Origin of the sequence: Heyndrickxia sp. FSL W8-0496 (assembly GCF_038007825.1) — a bacterium.
In the GTDB taxonomy this organism is placed as follows: domain Bacteria; phylum Bacillota; class Bacilli; order Bacillales; family Bacillaceae_C; genus Heyndrickxia; species Heyndrickxia oleronia.
Genome location: NZ_JBBOXX010000001.1, coordinates 2,226,268 through 2,245,757 on the forward strand (window position 1 = coordinate 2,226,268; position 19,490 = coordinate 2,245,757).

Below are 19,490 nucleotides of genomic sequence, written 5' to 3' on the forward strand. Positions count from 1 at the left end.
TCTCCTTTCTTAACTTGAACAAGAATCACAATCTTCTAATGTTGTAGAGGTAGAGCGTAAATAATAGCTAGTTTTTAAACCAGCTTTCCAAGCATGAAGATGTAAATCTAATAGCTCCTTCGCCTGAACGGTATTTTGAACATAAAGATTAAATGATATGGATTGATCAATATGTCTTTGTCTGGCTTCATTTTGCCGGATACTCCAATGCTGATCAATGAAATAGGCAGATTTATAATACCAAGTTGTCTCTGCATTTAGATCCGGAGCGGTTACAGGGATTTTATAATCCTTTTTTTCTTCTGAATAAAACTTTTGAAAAATTGGATCAATGCTTGCAGAGCTTCCTGCTATTAATGATGTTGATGAGTTAGGAGCAACTGCCATTAGGTAGCCATTTCTTATCCCGAATTTTTGGATATCTTGGAATAATCGTAACCAGGGATGGGAGCTTTCAGTGTTAAAATATCCTCTGGAATTAAAATAAGAACCAGTTTCCCAATCCGATCCGTGGAACAGCTCATATGCGCCCTTTTCTTGTGCTAATAACATGCTAGCTTTAATCGTTAAAAAGGCAATTTTTTCATATAGTTTATCTGCATATTCAATTGCCTCTTCACTTTCCCACGAAATTTTCTCTAAAGCTAGTAAATGATGCCAACCAAATGTTCCTAATCCTATTGCACGATATTTTTTGTTCGTTAATTGTGCTTGTAGGACAGGGATTGTATTTAAATCAATGACATTATCTAGCATCCGAACTTGAATTGGGATAAGTTTTTCAAGAACATCATCTTTCACTGCCTTAGCTAAATGAATTGATGATAAGTTACATACAACAAAATCTCCAGGCTGTTTTTCAATCATGATTTTCCCATCCTCAGTGTATTGGCTAATCATCGTTGTTGGGCTTTGATTTTGCATAATTTCTGTACATAAATTACTAGAATAGATCATACCTTGATGCTTATTTGGATTTTTTCGATTCACTTCATCACGATAAAACATGAAGGGACCACCTGATTCAAGTTGGCTTTTCATGATTCTCTTCATCAATTCAATCGCAGGTATACTCGTTTTCGTCAGGGAAGGGTGGTTAACGCATTCCCAGTACTTCTCTCTAAAGCTTCCTTTGCCTTTTTGTTCATCATAATAATCCTCTAGAGAAAAACCTAGAGTTTGTCTTACCTCATGTGGATCAAACAAATACCAATTTTCACGAGCCTCTACTTGTTCCATAAATAAATCTGGAAGACAAACACCATGAAAGAGATCATGTGTACGTAATCGTTCGTCCCCATTATTTAATTTAGAATCTAGAAAGGAAGTAATATCCTTATGCCATACATCTAAGTAAACACAAATAGCTCCTTTTCTTTGCCCTAATTGATCCACACTCACTGCAATATTATTTAATTGCTTCATCCAAGGAAGTACTCCAGAGGAAGCACCACTAAATCCTTTAATCGCACTGCCACGACTGCGAATTTTTCCTAAATAAACACCAATACCTCCTCCATTTTTTGATAGATTAGCAATATCAGTATGACTATCAAAGATGGCTTGTAAACTATCATCAACAGTATCGATAAAACAGCTCGATAATTGCCCGTAATTTTTTCCTGCATTAGATAGTGTAGGTGTAGCGACAGTCATGTAAAGATTACTTAATGCCCAGTAGGCGTCTTTGACCAACTGAATACGATTCTCAATAGGTTCATTTTGCATTAAATGCATCGAAATAATCATCCAACGTTCTTGCGGTAACTCAAACACTCTTTTTTTGTGGTCGGTTGCCAAATATCTATCAGCTAACGTGCGTATACCAATATATGTAAAAAGTTCATCCTTTGTCGGATCAATAAAGGATTCAAACAAATGAATGTGATCCTTTGTATACTTATTTAATAATTCTCTTGAATATATACCATCTTTTGTAAGACGAACAATTAATTCAAATAAGTTTCCATATTTATTTTGGAATAAGTATTCACGTGTTTGTGAAGCTTTGTAATATAGATGTTCCATAAATAGTTTAGATGCATGATATGTCCAATTAGGATTTTCTGCGTTTATGTTTGACAAACATTCTAGAATGATTTGATTTACCCATTCATCCTCGGATAGCCATGGTTTATGCTCAAATAAATTTTTACCAAACAACAAGATCGATTTTAGATCATCGTTTTTTGTATCAGAACCATCTAATATTTGTAATATGTGATTCATCCATTCCGTCATTTCAGCACCCTTTGTTAATAGAGTCATTTTTTTCCCTCCAATAGATAATGTGACTTTTAATAAACTTGTCTAAAAAAAGCCATAAAAAAAGATCCGTCACAAGTAATTTGAGCGGATCAAACGATAGGAAAAGATGTAAAAAAATAAAAGCTAAAAAAACTCTCACTATCGTTTCATCTTCTCAATCCCCGAAGAAATTTGAAACTTTCAAGAAAAGGCAGGTCTCCTGACTTATGTGCAGCCTACTTAAGAACCTTCCCATATCAATTTAGATACAGTGGTTAGTCTTGTTCGTTCACAAATACAGTTGCGGGGACAGTTCCGGAGTCAAACCGGATTCCCTATTAAGTCCAGTAAATGGACACCTTCTCTTGAAATAATTCAATATTTAGTTTCGAAAATATAATATACAACTATATATTGTGTTTTATCATAGCATATTCGATGCTTTCATGACAATATATATCTATTAAATACTCAAATTAAAATAGGAACCTGATAATACTATGATTCTATTTTGTTCATTAATGTGCTTAAAAATAATTGAGGATCATCAACACGTAAATGAACAGTATTTACTTTTTTTGTCATCCCATATAAGTAAGATGCCTGAATTGTGTCCTTTAAAATTATTTCTATTTGTGGCTTTTCCTTGATAAAGTCAGAAGGAGCTGCATCAAAAATAGAAGCTAGTTCCTGCTTGGAAAGAGGAGTGGAACGAGTGTACTCATTGACGGAAAGAATAAGTTTTAAAGGAATATCTATTTTCTTCATGATCCCTGTTTGCAGAATAAGGTTTTGATCCGATAACAAATAAGGGCATAATCTAACTGCTTGTATTTCGGCAAGCAACATGAATAAACCGTATATATTAATCACAAGAGCGATTATTGCTATGATTGGACTCCACTGATGTAATAAAAAGTGAAAGCCTATAGATTCAATAATTAGAGCATGTATGATCATGATATTTAATGCGATCGTACTTGTCTTTTGATGGTATGAAAATGCCTTGAAGTGTATATGACTGGGTCTTTTTTTCCATGCAAACAAACTATAATAAAAAACGGAGATTTCTGAGATAAGAATATATAGAAATTTTGAAGGCTTAAAATGGGTGAGTAAGGAATTTTCTAATCGATCCTTAAAAAAAGGAATCCGCTCTTTTTCTGATTTAAATGTGTCTATAACTAAAGGTAGTCTTTTTAATAATAATGCTATTAAAACCAATTCAAAAATAATGAAAGCGCCTTCTACAGCAAATAAAATGTATTTTGCAGCGGATAATGTTTGAAAATAAGTTGCGGGAATAATAAGCCATGCAGCAACATACCCAGCACCTATAAATGCAAAGAGATATTTAATGGAGAGGCGTCTTCTAATAATAAGGAAATATGCTAGTATGGGAATTGTAACAATAAAGTCTAAAAAGGAACTAATAGTGATCATGGGTGTAATTGGTTGTGCGAATTCGACCCTATATAGTGAAAAATTCGCAAGCAATATCAAGGTAGCTAAAAGAACGAACCAAACCCAACTTTGATTACTTATTCGTAATGTCATTTTCCAAACCTCCTTGATCTGTTTACCTTAATTATACATAAATTGTTATTTTAACAACTTATAGATAAATACTAAAATATGAACGTTTTCTTAACAATATTTATATTGAATGATGAGAAAAATACATTTTCTCATGAATTTTTAATCTTTCTTTCATGAGTCTTTAGTAATTATTATGTACCATTGATTTTGCGTTAAAGGGACATTACATAGTTGTTACCCATTACTATGGTTAGTTCTTTTTATACTCATTATAAAGTTCTTTCTTTAATTCCGGCTAATATAGCCGGTTATTTTTTTTCTTTTTATTATCTTTTTCTCATCTGATTTTCATCTATGCTTTGTATGATATGTATATCTTAAAGGAGGCGCATCATTATGTGGATACGATTTATTCCCATCGTATTTTTTAGTGCAACAGCGATTATGTTATTTGCCTTTCAATCAGTTGAAATAGTCCATGCGGTAATGGATTTAATTTTTTCTAAAACTCGTATAAAATAAGAAGAGTAAGAAAACTTGTTAGATGAAGCAGGTGTTCAAATGAAAAGGATATTAATTATAGAAGATGAAAAGAATTTAGCAAGATTTATTGAACTTGAACTCAAATATGAAGGCTATGAGGTAAAGGTGGCTAATGATGGCCGTGAAGGTTTGCAATCGGCTCTTCAAGAAGATTGGGATGTTGTTTTACTTGATTTAATGCTCCCTAGCTTAAATGGAATGGAAGTTTGTCGAAGATTACGACAGGAGAAAGATACACCAATTATAATGATAACAGCACGTGATAGTGTGATAGATCGTGTTTCTGGCTTAGATCATGGAGCAGATGATTATATTGTCAAGCCCTTTGCCATTGAAGAATTATTAGCTCGATTACGTTCGATTTTTAGAAGAATTGAAATACATGATCCGAAAATCCAACTTACCTCTTATACTTTTCGTGATTTGTTCGTGGAGAAAGAAAGTCGTATCGTAAAGAAGAATGACAAAATTATCGATGTGACAAAAAGAGAATATGATTTGCTTTTGACCTTATTAGAGAATAAAAATATTGTGATGACGAGAGAAGTATTATTGAATAAAGTATGGGGCTATGAAACTGAAGTTGAAACGAATGTCGTAGACGTATATATTCGTTATTTGCGAAATAAAATTGATAATCCTGGCGAAGAAAGTTATATTCAAACTGTGCGAGGAACAGGGTATGTGATGCGTGAATGAAGCGTATAAAAAATTGGTATCGAGGTCAATCCTTGAAGGTAAAATGGTCAATAGGAACAAGTGCGGCCATTTTTTTTGCATTTTTCTTTTTTAGTTTTATTCAATATCATGTAGTTAGTCAATGGATGCTTCATGAAGAAAAAAATAATATTTCCCAAGCATTGGATGAAATATCGATCTTTGTAAAGCAGGGTGGTAATTTTGCAGATAACGAAGAAATAAGGAATCAAATCTATGAAAAAGATTTAACGATTCAGATTTTTGATGCCAAAGGAAATAAAGTAACTATTAAAAATCCAGAAACACCAACATATGTTATTCCTTTTAGTCCTGTTAGTAATAAAACCGTGGAGCTGTATACTACAAAGCATAAAAAAATTTACTTAGGTCGTGCACCTGTGCGCTTTAATGGATTTTCAGGCTATGTTGCAATTGTTCAACCTTTAACAAGATACCATCAAATGATGGGTAGTCTTTTTTTTATCATGAGTATATTTGGCGGGATTGCGCTTTTATTAAGTGGTTTAATAGGATTTTTAATGGCCAAAGGCTTTTTAAAGCCTTTGCAGAAGTTTTCTACAACGATGAAAAAAATACGTAAAAAAGGCTTTCATGAAAGGATGGAGCCAAGTAATTCAAAAGATGAAATGGGAGAGTTAGCCCTTATTTTTAATGAAATGATGGATCAAATTGAACTGTCATTTAATCAACAGAAACGTTTTGTCGAAGATGCTTCCCATGAGCTACGAACCCCCGTTCAAATCATGGAAGGACATTTGAAATTGTTAAACCGTTGGGGGAAAAAAGATCCGAGTATTTTAGATGAATCATTACATGCATCAATCCAAGAGTTAGATCGAATGAAAAATCTTGTCCAGGAATTATTAGATTTATCTAGAGCAGAACAAATTGAAATTAAAACTAGGGATCATAGCACATTATTAATAAAAACCTTATCCCGAATTATTAAAAACTTTGAAGTCATACATGAAAACTTTACATTTGAACTGATTGAACATAAATTGAAAAATTCTACTGTACAAATTAGTGAAAATCACTTTGAACAAATAATGATAATTTTATTGGATAATGCCGTTAAATACTCTGATGAAATTCAAAAGGTCGATGTATCTATTGAAGAGGATCATGAAAAGATCAGAATCACTGTACGAGATTATGGTTTAGGTATTCCAGAAGAAGATTTGTCAAAGATTTTCCATCGTTTTTATCGTGTCGATAAAGCTAGAAGCCGAGCAAAGGGTGGAAATGGTTTAGGGCTTTCAATTGCTAAACAATTAGTAGAAAGCTATGAGGGAGATATACGCGCAACAAGTGAGCTTGGTAAAGGAACAAGTATAACTTTTTCATTGCCAGTGATTAAAGATGCTATCTGATAAGAGATTTTCAGATAGCTCTTTCTTTATCATCTATTTTTCATTCAGTTGCTGGTGATACCAAAAAGGGTGTCCATTGTAATTGCTGCTCAAATTATAATTTCTCCGCTACGTCTACTTCCGTATACTGCATATCAGCAGATTTTGTCATTTTAATTTCTAACATTTCATCTTTATATTGTGCGATAGTTCCTTTTTTCTTAATTAAAGTAGGTAAGGTTATCACATGTCTTTGGCCCATTTCAGGTATATTTTCTATAATTGCTTGGTTGGAAGTATGGTAAATTTTCACTTGCTTCAACCAAGATTCATTTTTTATAGGCAATCTTACATAAATGTCATCAAAGGTTTCAAAAACACTTACATCAATTGCTGGGCTTGCAGAAGGCTGCGGCTGATCTTGTTGAGTATTCTCCGATGCTTGATTTGATTGGGGTTGCCCTCCATTCTGAAACATTGATGCTGCACGTTTTATCATATCCTCGTGATTAAACATATCCTTCCATTGCTCAGGCATAAATTGTGAAATCATGTTTTGAACTTGTTTTTCAATATCTTGAGAATTCATTTGTTTCATAAAGTTATTTTTGTTGTTAAAGGGAAACATATTCCAAGGAAACATAATTTGTACCTCCTGAGCAAATGAACTATATAATAATGTATGCAAATCGGATGGTATTGTTATTAAAGGACAGGGCAAATAACACATAAGTATCAGTCTCAAGCTTGAACTTTAAATCTTCTAGAATGGTAGTATGAGTGGTATCCAAAATGGTAATTCTAAAATAGAAATAGCAGTACAATTATTAATAGAATATTCAGAATTCAATAACCCGAAAATAGTTTATAACAACCTGTATTAAAGCAGAAATATGTGATTTTAAACGAGCAGTAACTCGATTGAATGGGCATTCATATTAATTTTGAAAAAATTGTTTTTTATCCTTTATATTATTAGATTACAGTGATAGAATGATGTCTGTAAGCGTTTTTGGTTTTTTGTTTTTAATTACATATATTTATTTTTTCTAATCTTTTCTATCAATAATATTAGGCTTAATAGCTGGAGGTTTTTTGAGATGAAACGACAAGCATCAAAAGGTTTTTGGGAAAGTTTTTCTGGTCCAAACCTTGGTTATGTGATGGAAGTTTACGAACAATTCGTAAATGATCCGGAGAGTGTAGATCCGGAAATGAAAGTTCTTTTTGAGGAGTGGGGATCACCTACTGTTTCTGAAGAAGGCTTAACGACTCATGGGCAGGCAGATATTTCATTCCAATTGCCAACAAACCCAACAGTATTTAGTAAAATGGTTGCAGCTGTTAAATTGGCGGATAATATCCGTACATATGGACATCTTGCAGCGGATATTAATCCATTAAATGATCGTAAAAAGGATACTCGAAGGATTGAATTGTCAGAATTCGATTTAACCGAGGAAGACTTAAAAAATATACCAGCATCTTTTATTTGTCCTGATGCCCCGGCTACAGTGAAAAATGGTTTAGATGCCATTAATCATTTGAAATCTGTATACACAAAGAAATTGGCATTTGAGTTTTATCAAGTACATGATTTGGAAGAAAAGAATTGGTTACAGCGTACAGTTGAATCTGGAGGCTTACTGCCAGAACTAACAAAAGAGCAAAAGATAGCAATATTAAAACGTCTGTCAGAAGTTGAAGGTTTTGAGAAGTTTATCCATAGAACTTTTGTAGGACAGAAAAGATTCTCAATTGAAGGGCTTGATTCCTTAGTACCATTAATGGATCAAATCATTCATTCATCTGTTAAGACAGGTGCAAGGACTGTAAATATAGGAATGGCACATAGAGGCCGCTTAAATGTATTAGCTCATATTTTAGAAAAACCGTATGAACTCATTTTCGCGGAATTTCAGCATGCACCAAATAAAGATTTAATCCCATCCGAAGGCTCCATAGGGATCACTTATGGCTGGACAGGGGATGTGAAATATCATCTTGGTGCAGATCGACGTGTAACAGACGAAAATACAACAACAACCCGAATTGTATTAGCAAATAACCCTAGTCACCTAGAAGTGGCGAGTCCAATTGTTGAAGGATATACAAGAGCGGCACAAGAACAAAGAAATGTTGCTGGTTATCCAACTCAAGATACAGACAGTTCGTATGCAATATTAGTACATGGTGATGCTGCATTCCCTGGTCAAGGTATTGTGGCAGAAACTTTAAATATGAGTGGTCTAAAGGGCTTTCATACTGGTGGTTCTATCCATATTATTGCTAATAATATGATAGGATTCACAACGGAAAGCTATGATTCTCGTTCGACAAAATATGCTTCAGATACAGCTAAAGGTTTTGAAATACCGATTATTCATGTGAATGCCGATGATCCTGAAGCTGTTCTAGCTGCAGCAACTTTAGCTTATGAATATCGTAATAGATTCCATAAAGACTTCCTAATTGATTTAGTAGGCTACCGTCGATTTGGTCATAATGAAATGGATGAACCTATGGTGACAAATCCTTTAATGTATAACATTGTTCATAAGCATCCAACTGTCAGAGAACTATATGCGAACAAGTTGATGGCTGAAGGTATCATTTCGAATGAAGAAGTGAAAACGATTGAACAAGACATTCAAACTAAGCTTCAAGCCGCTTATGATCGTGTGCCTAAAAAAGAAGAAGATCCAGATACAGTGATGAATCCACCAGAAATTGTTGCAAAAGGATTCCCTAAGGTTGAAACAGCAGTCAATGAAAAGGAATTACGTGAAATTAATTCTGAACTATTAAATTGGCCAGAAGATTTTAATGCATTTAAGAAATTAGCTAGAATTCTAAAACGTCGAGAAAATGTGTTTGATGGCGATGGAAAAATAGACTGGGCACATGCAGAATCCCTTGCTTTTGCATCAATCATTAAAGATGGAACCCCGATTCGTTTTACAGGTCAGGATTCCCAGCGTGGAACATTTGCACACCGTAATTTAGTTCTACATGATGAAAAAAATGGAAATGAATATATTCCTTTACATCATTTAAAAGATGCGAATGCTTCATTCGTTGTTTATAACAGTCCACTTACAGAATCAGCTGTTGTTGGCTACGAATACGGTTACAATGTATTTTCTCCAGAAACACTTGTTATCTGGGAAGCACAATTTGGCGATTTTGCTAATATGGCCCAAGTTATGTTTGACCAGTTTATTTCTGCGGGTCGTGCAAAATGGGGACAAAAATCTGGTTTAGTTATGTTATTACCACATGGATACGAAGGCCAAGGACCGGAACATTCAAGTGCAAGATTGGAACGTTTCTTACAGTTAGCGGCTGAAAATAACTGGACTGTGGCAAACCTTTCTACATCAGCTCAATATTTTCATATATTACGTCGTCAAAGTGCAATGCTACAAAAAGAAGAAGTACGTCCATTAGTGTTAGTCACTCCTAAGAGTCTGCTTCGTCATCCGTTATCTTCAGTAGATGGAAGCGAACTAACAACTGGAGAATTTAAACCTGTATTGGAGCAAAAGGGATTAGGAGCAGAAGTTAAAAAAGTAGAACGTATTATTTTATGTAGTGGAAAAATCGCTATTGATTTCGAAGAACGCATTAAGGATGAACAGTTAGATTGGGTTCATATTTTAAGAGTTGAAGAATTGTACCCATTCCCTGAAAAAGAAATTACAGAGATTATTAATAAATATAGTAATTTGAAAGAACTTGTCTGGGTTCAAGAAGAGCCGCAAAATATGGGTGGATGGACTTTCGCTGATCCTTATTTACGTGAACTCGCACCAAATGGAGTAGATGTTAAATATGTAGGTCGTCCAAGACGTTCTAGCCCATCTGAAGGAGATCCAATTGTTCATAAGAAAGAACAAGCTCGAATCTTAAATGAGGCATTAACGAAATAATTATATTATATAAAGAAAAAGTGATTCATATTAAGGGAGGACAACATAGTGGCTGAAATCAAAGTACCAGAATTAGCGGAATCAATTACAGAAGGAACAATTGCTCAATGGTTAAAACAACCTGGAGATCGCGTTGAAAAAGGAGAATACATTGTCGAATTAGAGACAGATAAAGTCAATGTTGAAGTAATCTCTGAAGAAGCTGGGGTTATCCAAGAACTTAAGGCTGAAGAAGGTGATACTGTTCAAGTTGGACAAGTTATTGCAGTAGTTTCTGAAGGAGGAGAAGCATCTGCTCCAGCTAATACAGAAAAAACTGAAGCACCTAAGCAAGAGGAGAAAGTAGCTGCTCAACCACAGTCTACTCCTGAAACTGATAAAAAGGATCGCCCAATAGCATCTCCTGCTGCACGTAAACTTGCTCGTGAAAAAGGGATTGATTTATCTGCAGTAAGTCCTGTCGATCCTATGGGACGTGTACGTGTACAAGATGTAAATGCACATACTACTCAACCGAAACAGGAGGTGCAAGCTTCAAAATCAGCACCATCAGCACCTGTCTCTCAAGAAGATGGAAAACCAGTTGAAATTGTTCGCATGTCCCGTCGTCGTCAAACGATTGCTAAACGTTTACTTGAAGTGAAACAAAATACAGCAATGTTAACTACATTTAATGAAATCGATATGACTGCTGTTATGGAGCTACGTAAGCGTAAAAAAGATAAATTCCAAGAGGAACATGATGGTACACGACTTGGTTTCATGTCTTTCTTTACGAAAGCAGTTGTTGCTGCCTTGAAAAAATATCCGGCAGTTAACTCTGAAATTCAAGGCAATGAATTAATTGTGAAAAAATACTATGATATTGGTATTGCAGTTTCTACTGATGAAGGTCTTGTAGTACCAGTTGTTCGTGACAGTGACCGTAAAAACTTCGCTGAAATTGAAGCTGATATCGCTGGTTTTGCTAAGAAAGCACGAGAAAATAAATTATCTTTAGGCGATTTACAAGGCGGAACATTTACCATAACTAATGGTGGAACATTTGGTTCACTTTTCTCAACACCTATTATCAATGGAACACAAGTGGGGATTTTAGGTATGCATACAATTCAAAAGCGACCAGTTGCTGTAGGGGATAATATTGAAATTCGTCCTATGATGTATGTAGCTTTATCTTATGATCATAGAGTAATTGACGGTGCTGAAGCTGTTGGATTCTTAGTGACAGTTAAGAAACTTCTTGAAAATCCTGAGGATTTATTGCTTGAAGCATAATTTGCTAAAACCTTTCTCTTTTAAAAGAGAAAGGTTTTTCTTTTGGCTCTTTTCCCAATGCTCTTTTCTCAACCATTGCTCCTATTTAAGTAAAGTTTTCACGAATAACTATCGGCTGCAGTCCACTATATCTTTTCATTTCACTGAAAAAAGAGCTGCAAACTCCATAAGAATCGCTGAATCCTTTATTGGATGGAAAAGCCGGCAGTTGGACTTTTACAAAAGCAACAAATTTTATGAAAACAGCTTTTCTTTTATACATAATCATAAGTCAAGCTTATGTATGAATAAAAATAGGATGGGAGGTGAGTGTGATGAGTTCTTTATTAACAAATGCTAAATTTGAACATACATTTTGGCTACAGATTCTTGGGGACCATTCCCGTTTTATATTATCTTCTTTAAGTCAAAATGAAAAGCAGTCCATACAGATCGCATTAGAATTGAAGGAAGCTTTTGATAGCTTTTTACAGGAAGCAAGAGATTTACAAAGTGATGAAGCTGCAATTAACTTAGCGAATGATGTAGAACCGTATGTAGTGAAACTAAAAAATTTCAAGTTAGAATTGATTAAGAGACATTTAGTTAGTAAAATTAGTATTCATTTATCACCCAGTTTTCTAAATCATATGGTGAATGAGCTTGAAGAATACGAGAGGATTTTGGGCTTTTTAAAAATTGGAGAACAGCCTCCGATTTTTCATGAATTACATCACCATTTATTATGGTTACAAGATGCCTATGGGCATGCAGGTGCAATTAACGATGAGATGGATGCGACAGAAAAAAGAATAAAGAAGTCAAGTGCCGAATTCGTTAAACATTTTGAGCAATTTTATTTAAAAGCAGTAGAGCTAACAGGGTATTTGCGAACACAAGAAGAAAGTTTTCCAGCATTGAAGCGATTTAATTCAGATGTCCAAATAGAGATGGAAATGTTTCAATTCTTTTTAAATGAAATATTTGAGTTGGATTTATCTGATCAATTACTTGGAACATTTCCAGTATTAATGGCTGATCATATGTTTCGTGAGGAATGCTACTATTTGACAAAATTAGCTGAATCAACAAATATTAAACTTCCTGAATGTGATCCAACTAAACCAAGATATGAGGAATAAATATAATAGGGGATGCCTCAATTTAGAGACAACCCCTTCTTTTTCAAATTTAATTTTTATAAGGGTTTAAACCCCTCTTCGTAATTTCTGATTTTAATAGTTTAATCCACTCACGATCTTGACCTTTCTTTTCAGCGTCTCGATAGGCTGCCACCAACAATTCGTTACTCATGATTTTCATGACAAAACCTCCTAGTGGAATATAATGTTTTCTATATTTTCTAATCATTTTAACTCTTTTTCTGTGAAATGAAAAGGTTAAAGACTTAAAATCTTTAACTTTATATAAATTTAGTTCTTTTTGCTTATATTTTTCAGATAAATAAATATTTCCAGTGATGGGCAATCATTTATTTTGTATTTGAATATTCAGAAAAACGTGATAATATATGTGTAATGAATGAATAACTAAGACGATAAATTAATAACTATTAATCGTATTCAGTCATTTCAAAGGGGGGAGCTATATTCATGTCGTCAGTATTGACAGTAACAATAGGTGAATTACTTGAACAAAAGGCAGAAAAACACCCAAATCATGAAGCAGTTATATATGCAGATCGAAACCTTAGGTGGTCGTATAAGGAATTTAATGATGAATGCCGTATCGTTGCAAAGGGATTAATGAAACTGGGAATAAATAAAGGGGATCATTTAGCTATATGGGCAACAAATACACCTGAGTGGCTCACAGCACAATTTGCAACAGCAAAAATGGGAGCTATATTAGTTACTGTGAATACAAATTATCGTACAACTGAATTGGAATATTTATTACGCCAATCAGACTCAAAAACAATCATTTTGATGGAGAGTTACAGGGACGCATCATATATAGAGATGCTCAATGAAATTTGTCCTGAATTAAAAGAGGCAAAACCGGGATCACTAAATAGTAAACGATTACCTATGCTTAAAAATGTAATCGTTTTAGGAGATAATTATTACCCTGGTACATATAGTTGGAAGGATATAAAAAAATTAGGTGAAGATATTTCAGATCATGAATTAGACGAGCGATTGTATTCACTTGAGTCAAGTGATGTGATAAATATGCAGTATACATCAGGTACAACTGGTTTTCCAAAAGGGGTGATGCTAACTCACAGTAATATTGTAAATAATGGTTACAATATTGCTAACTGTATGAGGTTAACTAAGGAGGATCGACTTTGTATACCTGTACCATTTTTTCATTGCTTCGGATGTGTATTAGGAACGATGGCATGTGTTTCTGTAGGAGCCACAATGGTACCTATCCAGGAGTTCCATCCAAAACAAGTATTGCAAACTGTTCAGGATGAAAAATGCACGGGACTTCATGGAGTTCCGACCATGTTTATTACTGAGCTAAATCAGCCTGATTTCGATCAATATGATCTTTCTAGTCTTAGAACTGGGATAATGGCAGGATCGAACTGTCCGATAGAGGTGATGAAAGGTGTAATTTACCGCATGGGTGCTTCAGAAATTACAATTGCTTATGGGCAAACAGAATCTTCACCAGTAATAACACAAACCCGTACCAATGATCCTATTGAACTACGAGTTGAAACAGTTGGACGTGCATTACCTAATGTAGAAGTAAAAATAGTCGACCCGAGCACCAACCTAGTTGTAAAAAATGGGGAGCAGGGTGAATTATGTACGAGAGGATATCATGTAATGAAGGGGTATTATAAGAATCCTGAAGCCACTAAAGAGGTAATTGATGAAGAGGGCTGGCTTCATACAGGGGATTTAGCTGTTATGGATGAACAGGGTTATTGTAGAATTACAGGTAGATTGAAAGATATGATTATTAGAGGGGGTGAAAATATTTATCCCCGTGAAATAGAAGAATTTCTATATACTCATCCGAAAGTATTAGATGTACAAGTAATCGGTGTTCCCGACGAAACATATGGTGAACAAGTAATGGCATGGATTATTCCAAAAGAGGGAGAAAGCATTACAATAGAAGAAGTAAGAGATTATTGTAAAGGCAAAATTGCTAGACATAAAATACCTCGATTTGTAGAAATAACGGATAGTTATCCAATGACAGCCTCTGGGAAAATACAAAAATATCGTTTACGTGAACAATCTATAGAGCTAATATCAAATAATCATTAATTTTTGGGGGCTATCTATAAGGGGTACCAAGGATGGATAGCTCTAAAAAAATGTTTATTCATAAGAAGAACATAAAAAAATAAGAGTCTGGTTCGACTCTTATTTTTTTATGTTTATTTAAGTGACAGCCATACACTTTTCACTTCGGTATAATTGTTTAATGCATAAGATCCCATTTCTCGACCGATACCAGATTGTTTATAACCACCGAATGGGGAAGCTGCATCAAATACATTATAGCAGTTTACCCATACAGTACCAGCTCGAAGCTTGTTTGCAATATAGTGTGCATTTGCAACATCACGTGTCCATAAACCTGCAGCTAAACCATACTCACTATTATTTGCACGATTGATTACTTCATCCAAGTCATCAAATGGTAATGCAGCAATAACTGGTCCAAAGATTTCCTCTTTCGCGATCGTCATTTCATCGTTGACATCGGCAAATATTGTTGGTTCAACAAAGTACCCTTCCTCTCGTGGTTTACCGCCACCAGTAAGTAGTTCAGCCCCTTCGTTGATACCTTTTTCAATATAATTGAGAACTCGACTTTGTTGTTCGGTTGAAACAAGTGGCCCCATTTGAGTTTCTGAATCCAAACCAAATCCTTGTTTAATCGATTTTGCATGTGAAACCATATCGGCAACCACATTATCATAGCTTTTCTTTTGGATAAATACACGTGAACCCGCACAGCATACCTGGCCTTGGTTAAACATTACTCCATTTAATGCACCCGGAATGGCTTTCCTTAGATCAGCATCAGGTAGAATAATATTAGGAGACTTGCCACCTAGTTCTAATGTGACACGTTTCAGTGTCTTTGCTGCTCGTTCCATAATAGATTTTCCAACAACAGTTGAGCCTGTGAAAGCAATTTTATCTACGAGTGGATGGTCAACAAGCGGTTGTCCGGCTGTTTCACCAAATCCAGGGACTATATTAATGACCCCTGCAGGAAAACCAGCTTCTTCTGCAAGCTCAGCTAAGAAAAGGGCGGACAATGGTGTTTGCTCGGCAGGTTTCAATACAATGGTACAGCCTGTTGCGAGTGCAGCACCCATTTTCCACATTGCCATTAGAAGTGGGAAGTTCCAAGGAATGATTTGACCAACGACTCCCACCGCTTCGTGACGTGTATAGTTAAAGAAAGGACCACTAACTGGAATAGTTTGACCAGTAATTTTATTTGTCCATCCAGCATAATATCTCATATGTTCAATTGCTAATGGAACATCAGCATTCATCGTTTCATTGATCGGTTTTCCATTATCTAATGTTTCTAATTGTGCTAATGCTTCTTTATTCTCTTCCATTAAATCTGCTAATTTATACATGAGTCTGCCACGTGCAGCGGCACTCATTTTAGACCATTTTCCTTGATCAAATGCTGTCCTTGCAGCTTTTACAGCACGATCAATATCTTCTGCACCTGCTTCATATACGGTTGCCAAAACTTCACCTGTTGCAGGGTTTGGTGTATCAAATGTTTTACCGGAGACACTTTCCACAAACTCTCCATTAATATAAAGTTTCTTTTTTCCTTGTAAGAACTTTTCCACCTTTTCATTAATACCTGCTAAAACTTGACTCATTCAATAGCCCTCCTTATTGCATTCATAGTTAACTAGAGGTATATCCTGGGTGTAGTTGTTAAACTTGAATTAAAAAATGGCAACGCTTACAAATAATCCTACTAGTTTAACAGGATTTTTTCAATTATATTTATCGAAAAATTTAAAATATATTTCTACAAATTATTCATCAAGACGACAAAAGGAAGTAGAAAAATGTAGATTTATAAATATAAAATTCACATAATTCTATCTTTTTATTTATAATATCACATATTATAATGGTAATAGTAAAAAAGTTACGATGTCTAATTTGAAAAATGCATATAAAAATGAGGGGATTATATGTTCAATGAGAGGATGGCGCTTAAACTCCGGCTTGAGCAATTAGAAAATACGGAAATACGCTTATTAAAAGAGTTGCGTGAAGAACGTGAGCGTTTATTTACAAAATTACGAGAGTTGGATGAAAAAGATAGATTAGAGACGAATAAATACGAAGAAATAATACAGATTAAATCAATGGAAGCACCACAATCAAAAGGAGAAAAGAAAGAAATATTCCATATGGACAGCCCACCATTGAAAATAAGAAAGTCACGTCCTTCTAGGAGAAGTAAAACGAGTAAAATGTGTGAGGTTGCCATTCAAATATTAAAAGAAGAAACTGAACCAATTAGAGGTACAGATTTACAAAAGAAAATTGAGGAAAAGTCAGGATTAAAAATTGCGAACATGACTACCTTTATGAAGGTAGTAGAAAAGGTCGACGTAAATATTCAAAAACCGAATCGGGGATTGTATTTGTATGTTAACAATGAACAAAAAGCACCTGTTCCTAATTAGAACAGGTGCTTTTCTTATTTTCCCTTTTTAGGTTGTTCTTGTTCTACTGGGTGTGTTTGATAAAAGCGTTTAGACAAATACGTTTGTCCAATTAAGAATGCACCACCGACAGCCCAGTAAAGTGGAAGTGCTGCAGGAGCACTGAAAGAAATGATTAAAATCATAATAGGTGAAATCAGACCAAAAATTTTCATTTGCTTTTGTTGATCTTCACTCATACCAATTAGTGAAACTTTTGACTGGAAATAATAAATGATCCCAGCAATAATCGCCATTGGAATGTCTACATGACCTAAATCAAACCAAAGGAATGAATGTGTAGCGATTTCTTTTGAACCTCTAATCGCATAATAGAAGGCCATTAAGATAGGCATTTGAATAATTAAAGGTAAGCATCCCATATTTAATGGATTTACATCATGTTTTTTGTAAAGCCCCATCATTTCTTGTTGATATTTCATTTGTTCTTCTTTTGTTTTTGCTTGTTTCATTTTTGTTTGAATTGCTGTCATTTCAGGTTTTAATTTTTCCATTTTAACCTTCATGATTTGTTGTTTTTTAAACGTTTTCATCATAAAAGGCATGAGGATTAAACGAATTAGAATCGTAATAAGAATAATCGCAACTCCATAGTTACCACCGAATAGATCAGCAGTAAAATGAATGACCTTTGAAAAAGGCTCAACAAAATAGTCATTAAAAAAACCAGATTTCTTCGTACCTGGAGCTGTATTTCCACAAGCAGAGAGTAGAAATACTGAACCAATTAATAATATGGTGTATTGTAAAGAACGTTTCATCATATATCCTCCTAGTATAAATTCATGTTAAGAAAAGAGTAACGGATAAATGATGGTCTGGATCCTCATTCGGTGATTCCTTTCTTCTAATACATTTAATTATCCATAAGATAAAGTTATTTTGAATAATTTTACAATCTCTAAGCCATTGTTGTGAACTGGTTATTCTTGTAGCAGTTGGTTCCGTTGTTATACAAGAATAGGGATTTACAATGAAATGATTCCATATATAAGCTAGTCCGATGGTCAGTAAAATACTTACATAGAACGAGCAAATAACAGGATCGTATATGAGATTGAATAAATATTCCATTACCATATATTCACGCACCTTAAACTCCATTCAAAAGCAAAGTATACCTTAAATTTTTTCGTTTTTCAAACACTTTATATAATTTTACCATATGAAACATAATCAGTAATTATTTATTTTGATTTCCTTTTAGATTTTGCAATTATAGAATGATTAACCTAAAATACAATTGTAGGAATATAATTTCCTTAGTATGCAAGATATAGAAAGGAATTGCAATATGTTAGATAATATGATCTCATTACCTGATGAAATAAAAGATAGATTAAATAAAAGAAAAGACTATTTTAAAGCAAATGATGAAAATAAGCTTATAGAACAAGAAGGATATATCCCCTCTAATGATTCTATTTTAATGGATGCACTCGTCGCGATTCTACTCGGAAAAAATATACTATTGAAAGGCCCAACGGGCTCTGGGAAAACAAAGCTAGCCGAAACACTCTCTTTGCTCCTTGGACAACCTATGAAAAGTATTAACTGTTCCGTAGATTTAGATGCAGAAGGTCTCTTAGGTTTTAAAACAATCGGTCAGGAAAATGGACAAAACGTAATAAAGTTTGTATCTGGCCCCGTTATAGAGGCCATGAAAAAAGGATATATACTATATATAGATGAAATTAATATGGCAAAGCCAGAAACATTGCCTATCTTGAATGGAGTACTTGATTATCGCAGAACGATTGCCAATCCGTTTACTGGTGAAGTCATTACAGCTGAGAATCATTTTGGTGTTATTGCCGCAATTAATGAAGGATATGTCGGTACAGTTCCTTTAAACGAGGCACTGAAAAATCGCTTTATCGTAATCGATGTTCCTTATATTCAAGGGGAGATTTTGAAAAAGGTATTACATGCACAAAGCCAGTTAAAAGACGAGAAATTAATTAATCGCTTTGTACAGTTATCTAGTGATTTAATTGTTCAAGCCGAAATGGGGAAAATTTCTGAAGAAGCAGCCTCGATTAGAGCTCTCATTGATACTTGTGATCTTTCCATCTATTTACCTCCATTAAGGGCCATCCAAAGAGGGATCATAGATAAATTAGAGGATGAACGTGAAAAAGCAGCGATTCGTAATATTGCCGAAACATTGTTTGAATAGGG

The 19,490-nt window shown here is 34.4% G+C and carries 16 protein-coding genes and 1 riboswitch; of the genes, 9 read left to right on the forward strand and 7 right to left on the reverse strand.

Translation table 11 applies throughout. The annotated features are described in order from the left end of the window. Window positions 1-9: 9 nt before the first annotated feature. Both NST63_RS11275 and NST63_RS11280 read right to left on the reverse strand, forming a co-directional pair. Window positions 10-2,268 carry a ribonucleoside-diphosphate reductase subunit alpha gene (locus tag NST63_RS11275; RefSeq protein WP_079991117.1) on the reverse strand — a complete coding sequence of 753 codons (2,259 nt, stop codon included), beginning with the start codon at window positions 2,266-2,268 and terminating at the stop codon, window positions 10-12. A gap of 172 nt (window positions 2,269-2,440) precedes the next feature. Further along, a riboswitch (cobalamin riboswitch) is annotated at window positions 2,441-2,625 on the reverse strand. Window positions 2,626-2,745: 120 nt separating this feature from the next. After that, complete coding sequence (locus tag NST63_RS11280; RefSeq protein WP_212945197.1) at window positions 2,746-3,804, reverse strand: hypothetical protein; 1,059 nt, start codon at window positions 3,802-3,804, stop codon at window positions 2,746-2,748. Window positions 3,805-4,182: 378 nt separating this feature from the next. On the opposite strand from NST63_RS11280, the gene NST63_RS11285 reads away from it, so the two are divergent. From NST63_RS11285 to NST63_RS11295, 3 genes are read left to right on the forward strand one after another with little or no spacing between them, the layout of a single operon-like run. Further along, on the forward strand, window positions 4,183-4,308 hold the full coding sequence (locus NST63_RS11285) for a hypothetical protein (protein WP_257234065.1): 126 nt from the start codon (window positions 4,183-4,185) through the stop codon (window positions 4,306-4,308). A 39-nt stretch (window positions 4,309-4,347) separates the two neighbouring features. After that, entirely contained in the window at window positions 4,348-5,028 is a 681-nt protein-coding gene (locus NST63_RS11290) for a response regulator transcription factor (RefSeq protein WP_071974987.1), read from the forward strand. Then, complete coding sequence (locus NST63_RS11295) at window positions 5,025-6,422, forward strand: HAMP domain-containing sensor histidine kinase (RefSeq protein WP_071974954.1); 1,398 nt, start codon at window positions 5,025-5,027, stop codon at window positions 6,420-6,422. The genes NST63_RS11290 and NST63_RS11295 overlap by 4 nt, the downstream gene beginning before the upstream one ends. A gap of 94 nt (window positions 6,423-6,516) precedes the next feature. Here NST63_RS11295 and NST63_RS11300 read toward each other — a convergent pair whose 3' ends face one another. Next, a complete protein-coding gene (locus NST63_RS11300) occupies window positions 6,517-7,044 on the reverse strand; it encodes a hypothetical protein (RefSeq protein WP_071974953.1) in 528 nt (175 codons plus the stop codon). A gap of 457 nt (window positions 7,045-7,501) precedes the next feature. On the opposite strand from NST63_RS11300, the gene NST63_RS11305 reads away from it, so the two are divergent. The 3 genes from NST63_RS11305 to NST63_RS11315 all read left to right on the forward strand — a co-directional run bounded on the left by NST63_RS11305 (window position 7,502) and on the right by NST63_RS11315 (window position 12,732). Next, on the forward strand, window positions 7,502-10,333 hold the full coding sequence (locus tag NST63_RS11305) for a 2-oxoglutarate dehydrogenase E1 component (protein ID WP_071974952.1): 2,832 nt from the start codon (window positions 7,502-7,504) through the stop codon (window positions 10,331-10,333). Window positions 10,334-10,381: 48 nt separating this feature from the next. Then, on the forward strand, window positions 10,382-11,611 hold the full coding sequence (gene odhB / locus NST63_RS11310) for a 2-oxoglutarate dehydrogenase complex dihydrolipoyllysine-residue succinyltransferase (RefSeq protein WP_078110879.1): 1,230 nt from the start codon (window positions 10,382-10,384) through the stop codon (window positions 11,609-11,611). A 314-nt stretch (window positions 11,612-11,925) separates the two neighbouring features. Then, the gene (locus tag NST63_RS11315; RefSeq protein WP_071974950.1) at window positions 11,926-12,732 is read left to right on the forward strand and encodes a DUF2935 domain-containing protein; all 807 of its coding nucleotides are present in this window, start codon (window positions 11,926-11,928) and stop codon (window positions 12,730-12,732) included. A 49-nt stretch (window positions 12,733-12,781) separates the two neighbouring features. Here the strand turns inward: NST63_RS11315 and sda are convergent, their stop codons facing one another. Then, complete coding sequence (gene sda, locus NST63_RS11320) at window positions 12,782-12,913, reverse strand: sporulation histidine kinase inhibitor Sda (RefSeq protein WP_058004372.1); 132 nt, start codon at window positions 12,911-12,913, stop codon at window positions 12,782-12,784. A gap of 290 nt (window positions 12,914-13,203) precedes the next feature. On the opposite strand from sda, the gene NST63_RS11325 reads away from it, so the two are divergent. Next, window positions 13,204-14,847: an AMP-binding protein gene (locus NST63_RS11325; protein ID WP_341042143.1), complete on the forward strand. Its 1,644-nt coding sequence runs from the start codon at window positions 13,204-13,206 to the stop codon at window positions 14,845-14,847. 113 nt (window positions 14,848-14,960) lie between these two features. Here the strand turns inward: NST63_RS11325 and NST63_RS11330 are convergent, their stop codons facing one another. Continuing rightward, window positions 14,961-16,445 (reverse strand): aldehyde dehydrogenase family protein, encoded by a 1,485-nt coding sequence (locus tag NST63_RS11330; RefSeq protein WP_212945201.1) that lies wholly within the window; start codon window positions 16,443-16,445, stop codon window positions 14,961-14,963. A 324-nt stretch (window positions 16,446-16,769) separates the two neighbouring features. Here NST63_RS11330 and NST63_RS11335 point away from each other — a divergent pair, with 324 nt between their 5' ends. After that, window positions 16,770-17,270 carry a Rok-like winged helix domain-containing protein gene (locus NST63_RS11335; protein WP_341042144.1) on the forward strand — a complete coding sequence of 167 codons (501 nt, stop codon included), beginning with the start codon at window positions 16,770-16,772 and terminating at the stop codon, window positions 17,268-17,270. Window positions 17,271-17,284: 14 nt separating this feature from the next. On the opposite strand, the gene yidC is transcribed toward NST63_RS11335, so the two are convergent. Together yidC and NST63_RS11345 are read right to left on the reverse strand one after the other, a co-directional pair. Then, entirely contained in the window at window positions 17,285-18,070 is a 786-nt protein-coding gene (gene yidC, locus NST63_RS11340; protein ID WP_058004376.1) for a membrane protein insertase YidC, read from the reverse strand. A gap of 22 nt (window positions 18,071-18,092) precedes the next feature. Next, window positions 18,093-18,401, reverse strand: a complete 309-nt coding sequence (locus tag NST63_RS11345; protein ID WP_152984766.1) for a hypothetical protein — start codon at window positions 18,399-18,401, stop codon at window positions 18,093-18,095. A 202-nt stretch (window positions 18,402-18,603) separates the two neighbouring features. On the opposite strand from NST63_RS11345, the gene NST63_RS11350 reads away from it, so the two are divergent. Further along, window positions 18,604-19,488, forward strand: a complete 885-nt coding sequence (locus tag NST63_RS11350) for an ATP-binding protein (RefSeq protein ID WP_341042148.1) — start codon at window positions 18,604-18,606, stop codon at window positions 19,486-19,488. Window positions 19,489-19,490 lie beyond the last annotated feature (2 nt).

Excerpts from the sequence above, each read along its gene's own strand:
- yidC (WP_058004376.1), bottom strand. The coding sequence starts at position 18,070 with ATGAAACGTTCTTTACAATACACCATATTATTAATTGGTTCAGTATTT.
- NST63_RS11325 (WP_341042143.1), top strand. The coding sequence starts at position 13,204 with ATGTCGTCAGTATTGACAGTAACAATAGGTGAATTACTTGAACAAAAG.
- NST63_RS11315 (WP_071974950.1), top strand. The coding sequence starts at position 11,926 with ATGAGTTCTTTATTAACAAATGCTAAATTTGAACATACATTTTGGCTA.
- NST63_RS11290 (WP_071974987.1), top strand. The coding sequence starts at position 4,348 with ATGAAAAGGATATTAATTATAGAAGATGAAAAGAATTTAGCAAGATTT.
- NST63_RS11350 (WP_341042148.1), top strand. The coding sequence starts at position 18,604 with ATGTTAGATAATATGATCTCATTACCTGATGAAATAAAAGATAGATTA.
- NST63_RS11335 (WP_341042144.1), top strand. The coding sequence starts at position 16,770 with ATGTTCAATGAGAGGATGGCGCTTAAACTCCGGCTTGAGCAATTAGAA.
- NST63_RS11330 (WP_212945201.1), bottom strand. The coding sequence starts at position 16,445 with ATGAGTCAAGTTTTAGCAGGTATTAATGAAAAGGTGGAAAAGTTCTTA.
- NST63_RS11300 (WP_071974953.1), bottom strand. The coding sequence starts at position 7,044 with ATGTTTCCTTGGAATATGTTTCCCTTTAACAACAAAAATAACTTTATG.
- NST63_RS11280 (WP_212945197.1), bottom strand. The coding sequence starts at position 3,804 with ATGACATTACGAATAAGTAATCAAAGTTGGGTTTGGTTCGTTCTTTTA.
- NST63_RS11275 (WP_079991117.1), bottom strand. The coding sequence starts at position 2,268 with ATGACTCTATTAACAAAGGGTGCTGAAATGACGGAATGGATGAATCAC.
- NST63_RS11295 (WP_071974954.1), top strand. The coding sequence starts at position 5,025 with ATGAAGCGTATAAAAAATTGGTATCGAGGTCAATCCTTGAAGGTAAAA.
- NST63_RS11285 (WP_257234065.1), top strand. The coding sequence starts at position 4,183 with ATGTGGATACGATTTATTCCCATCGTATTTTTTAGTGCAACAGCGATT.
- NST63_RS11305 (WP_071974952.1), top strand. The coding sequence starts at position 7,502 with ATGAAACGACAAGCATCAAAAGGTTTTTGGGAAAGTTTTTCTGGTCCA.
- sda (WP_058004372.1), bottom strand. The coding sequence starts at position 12,913 with ATGAAAATCATGAGTAACGAATTGTTGGTGGCAGCCTATCGAGACGCT.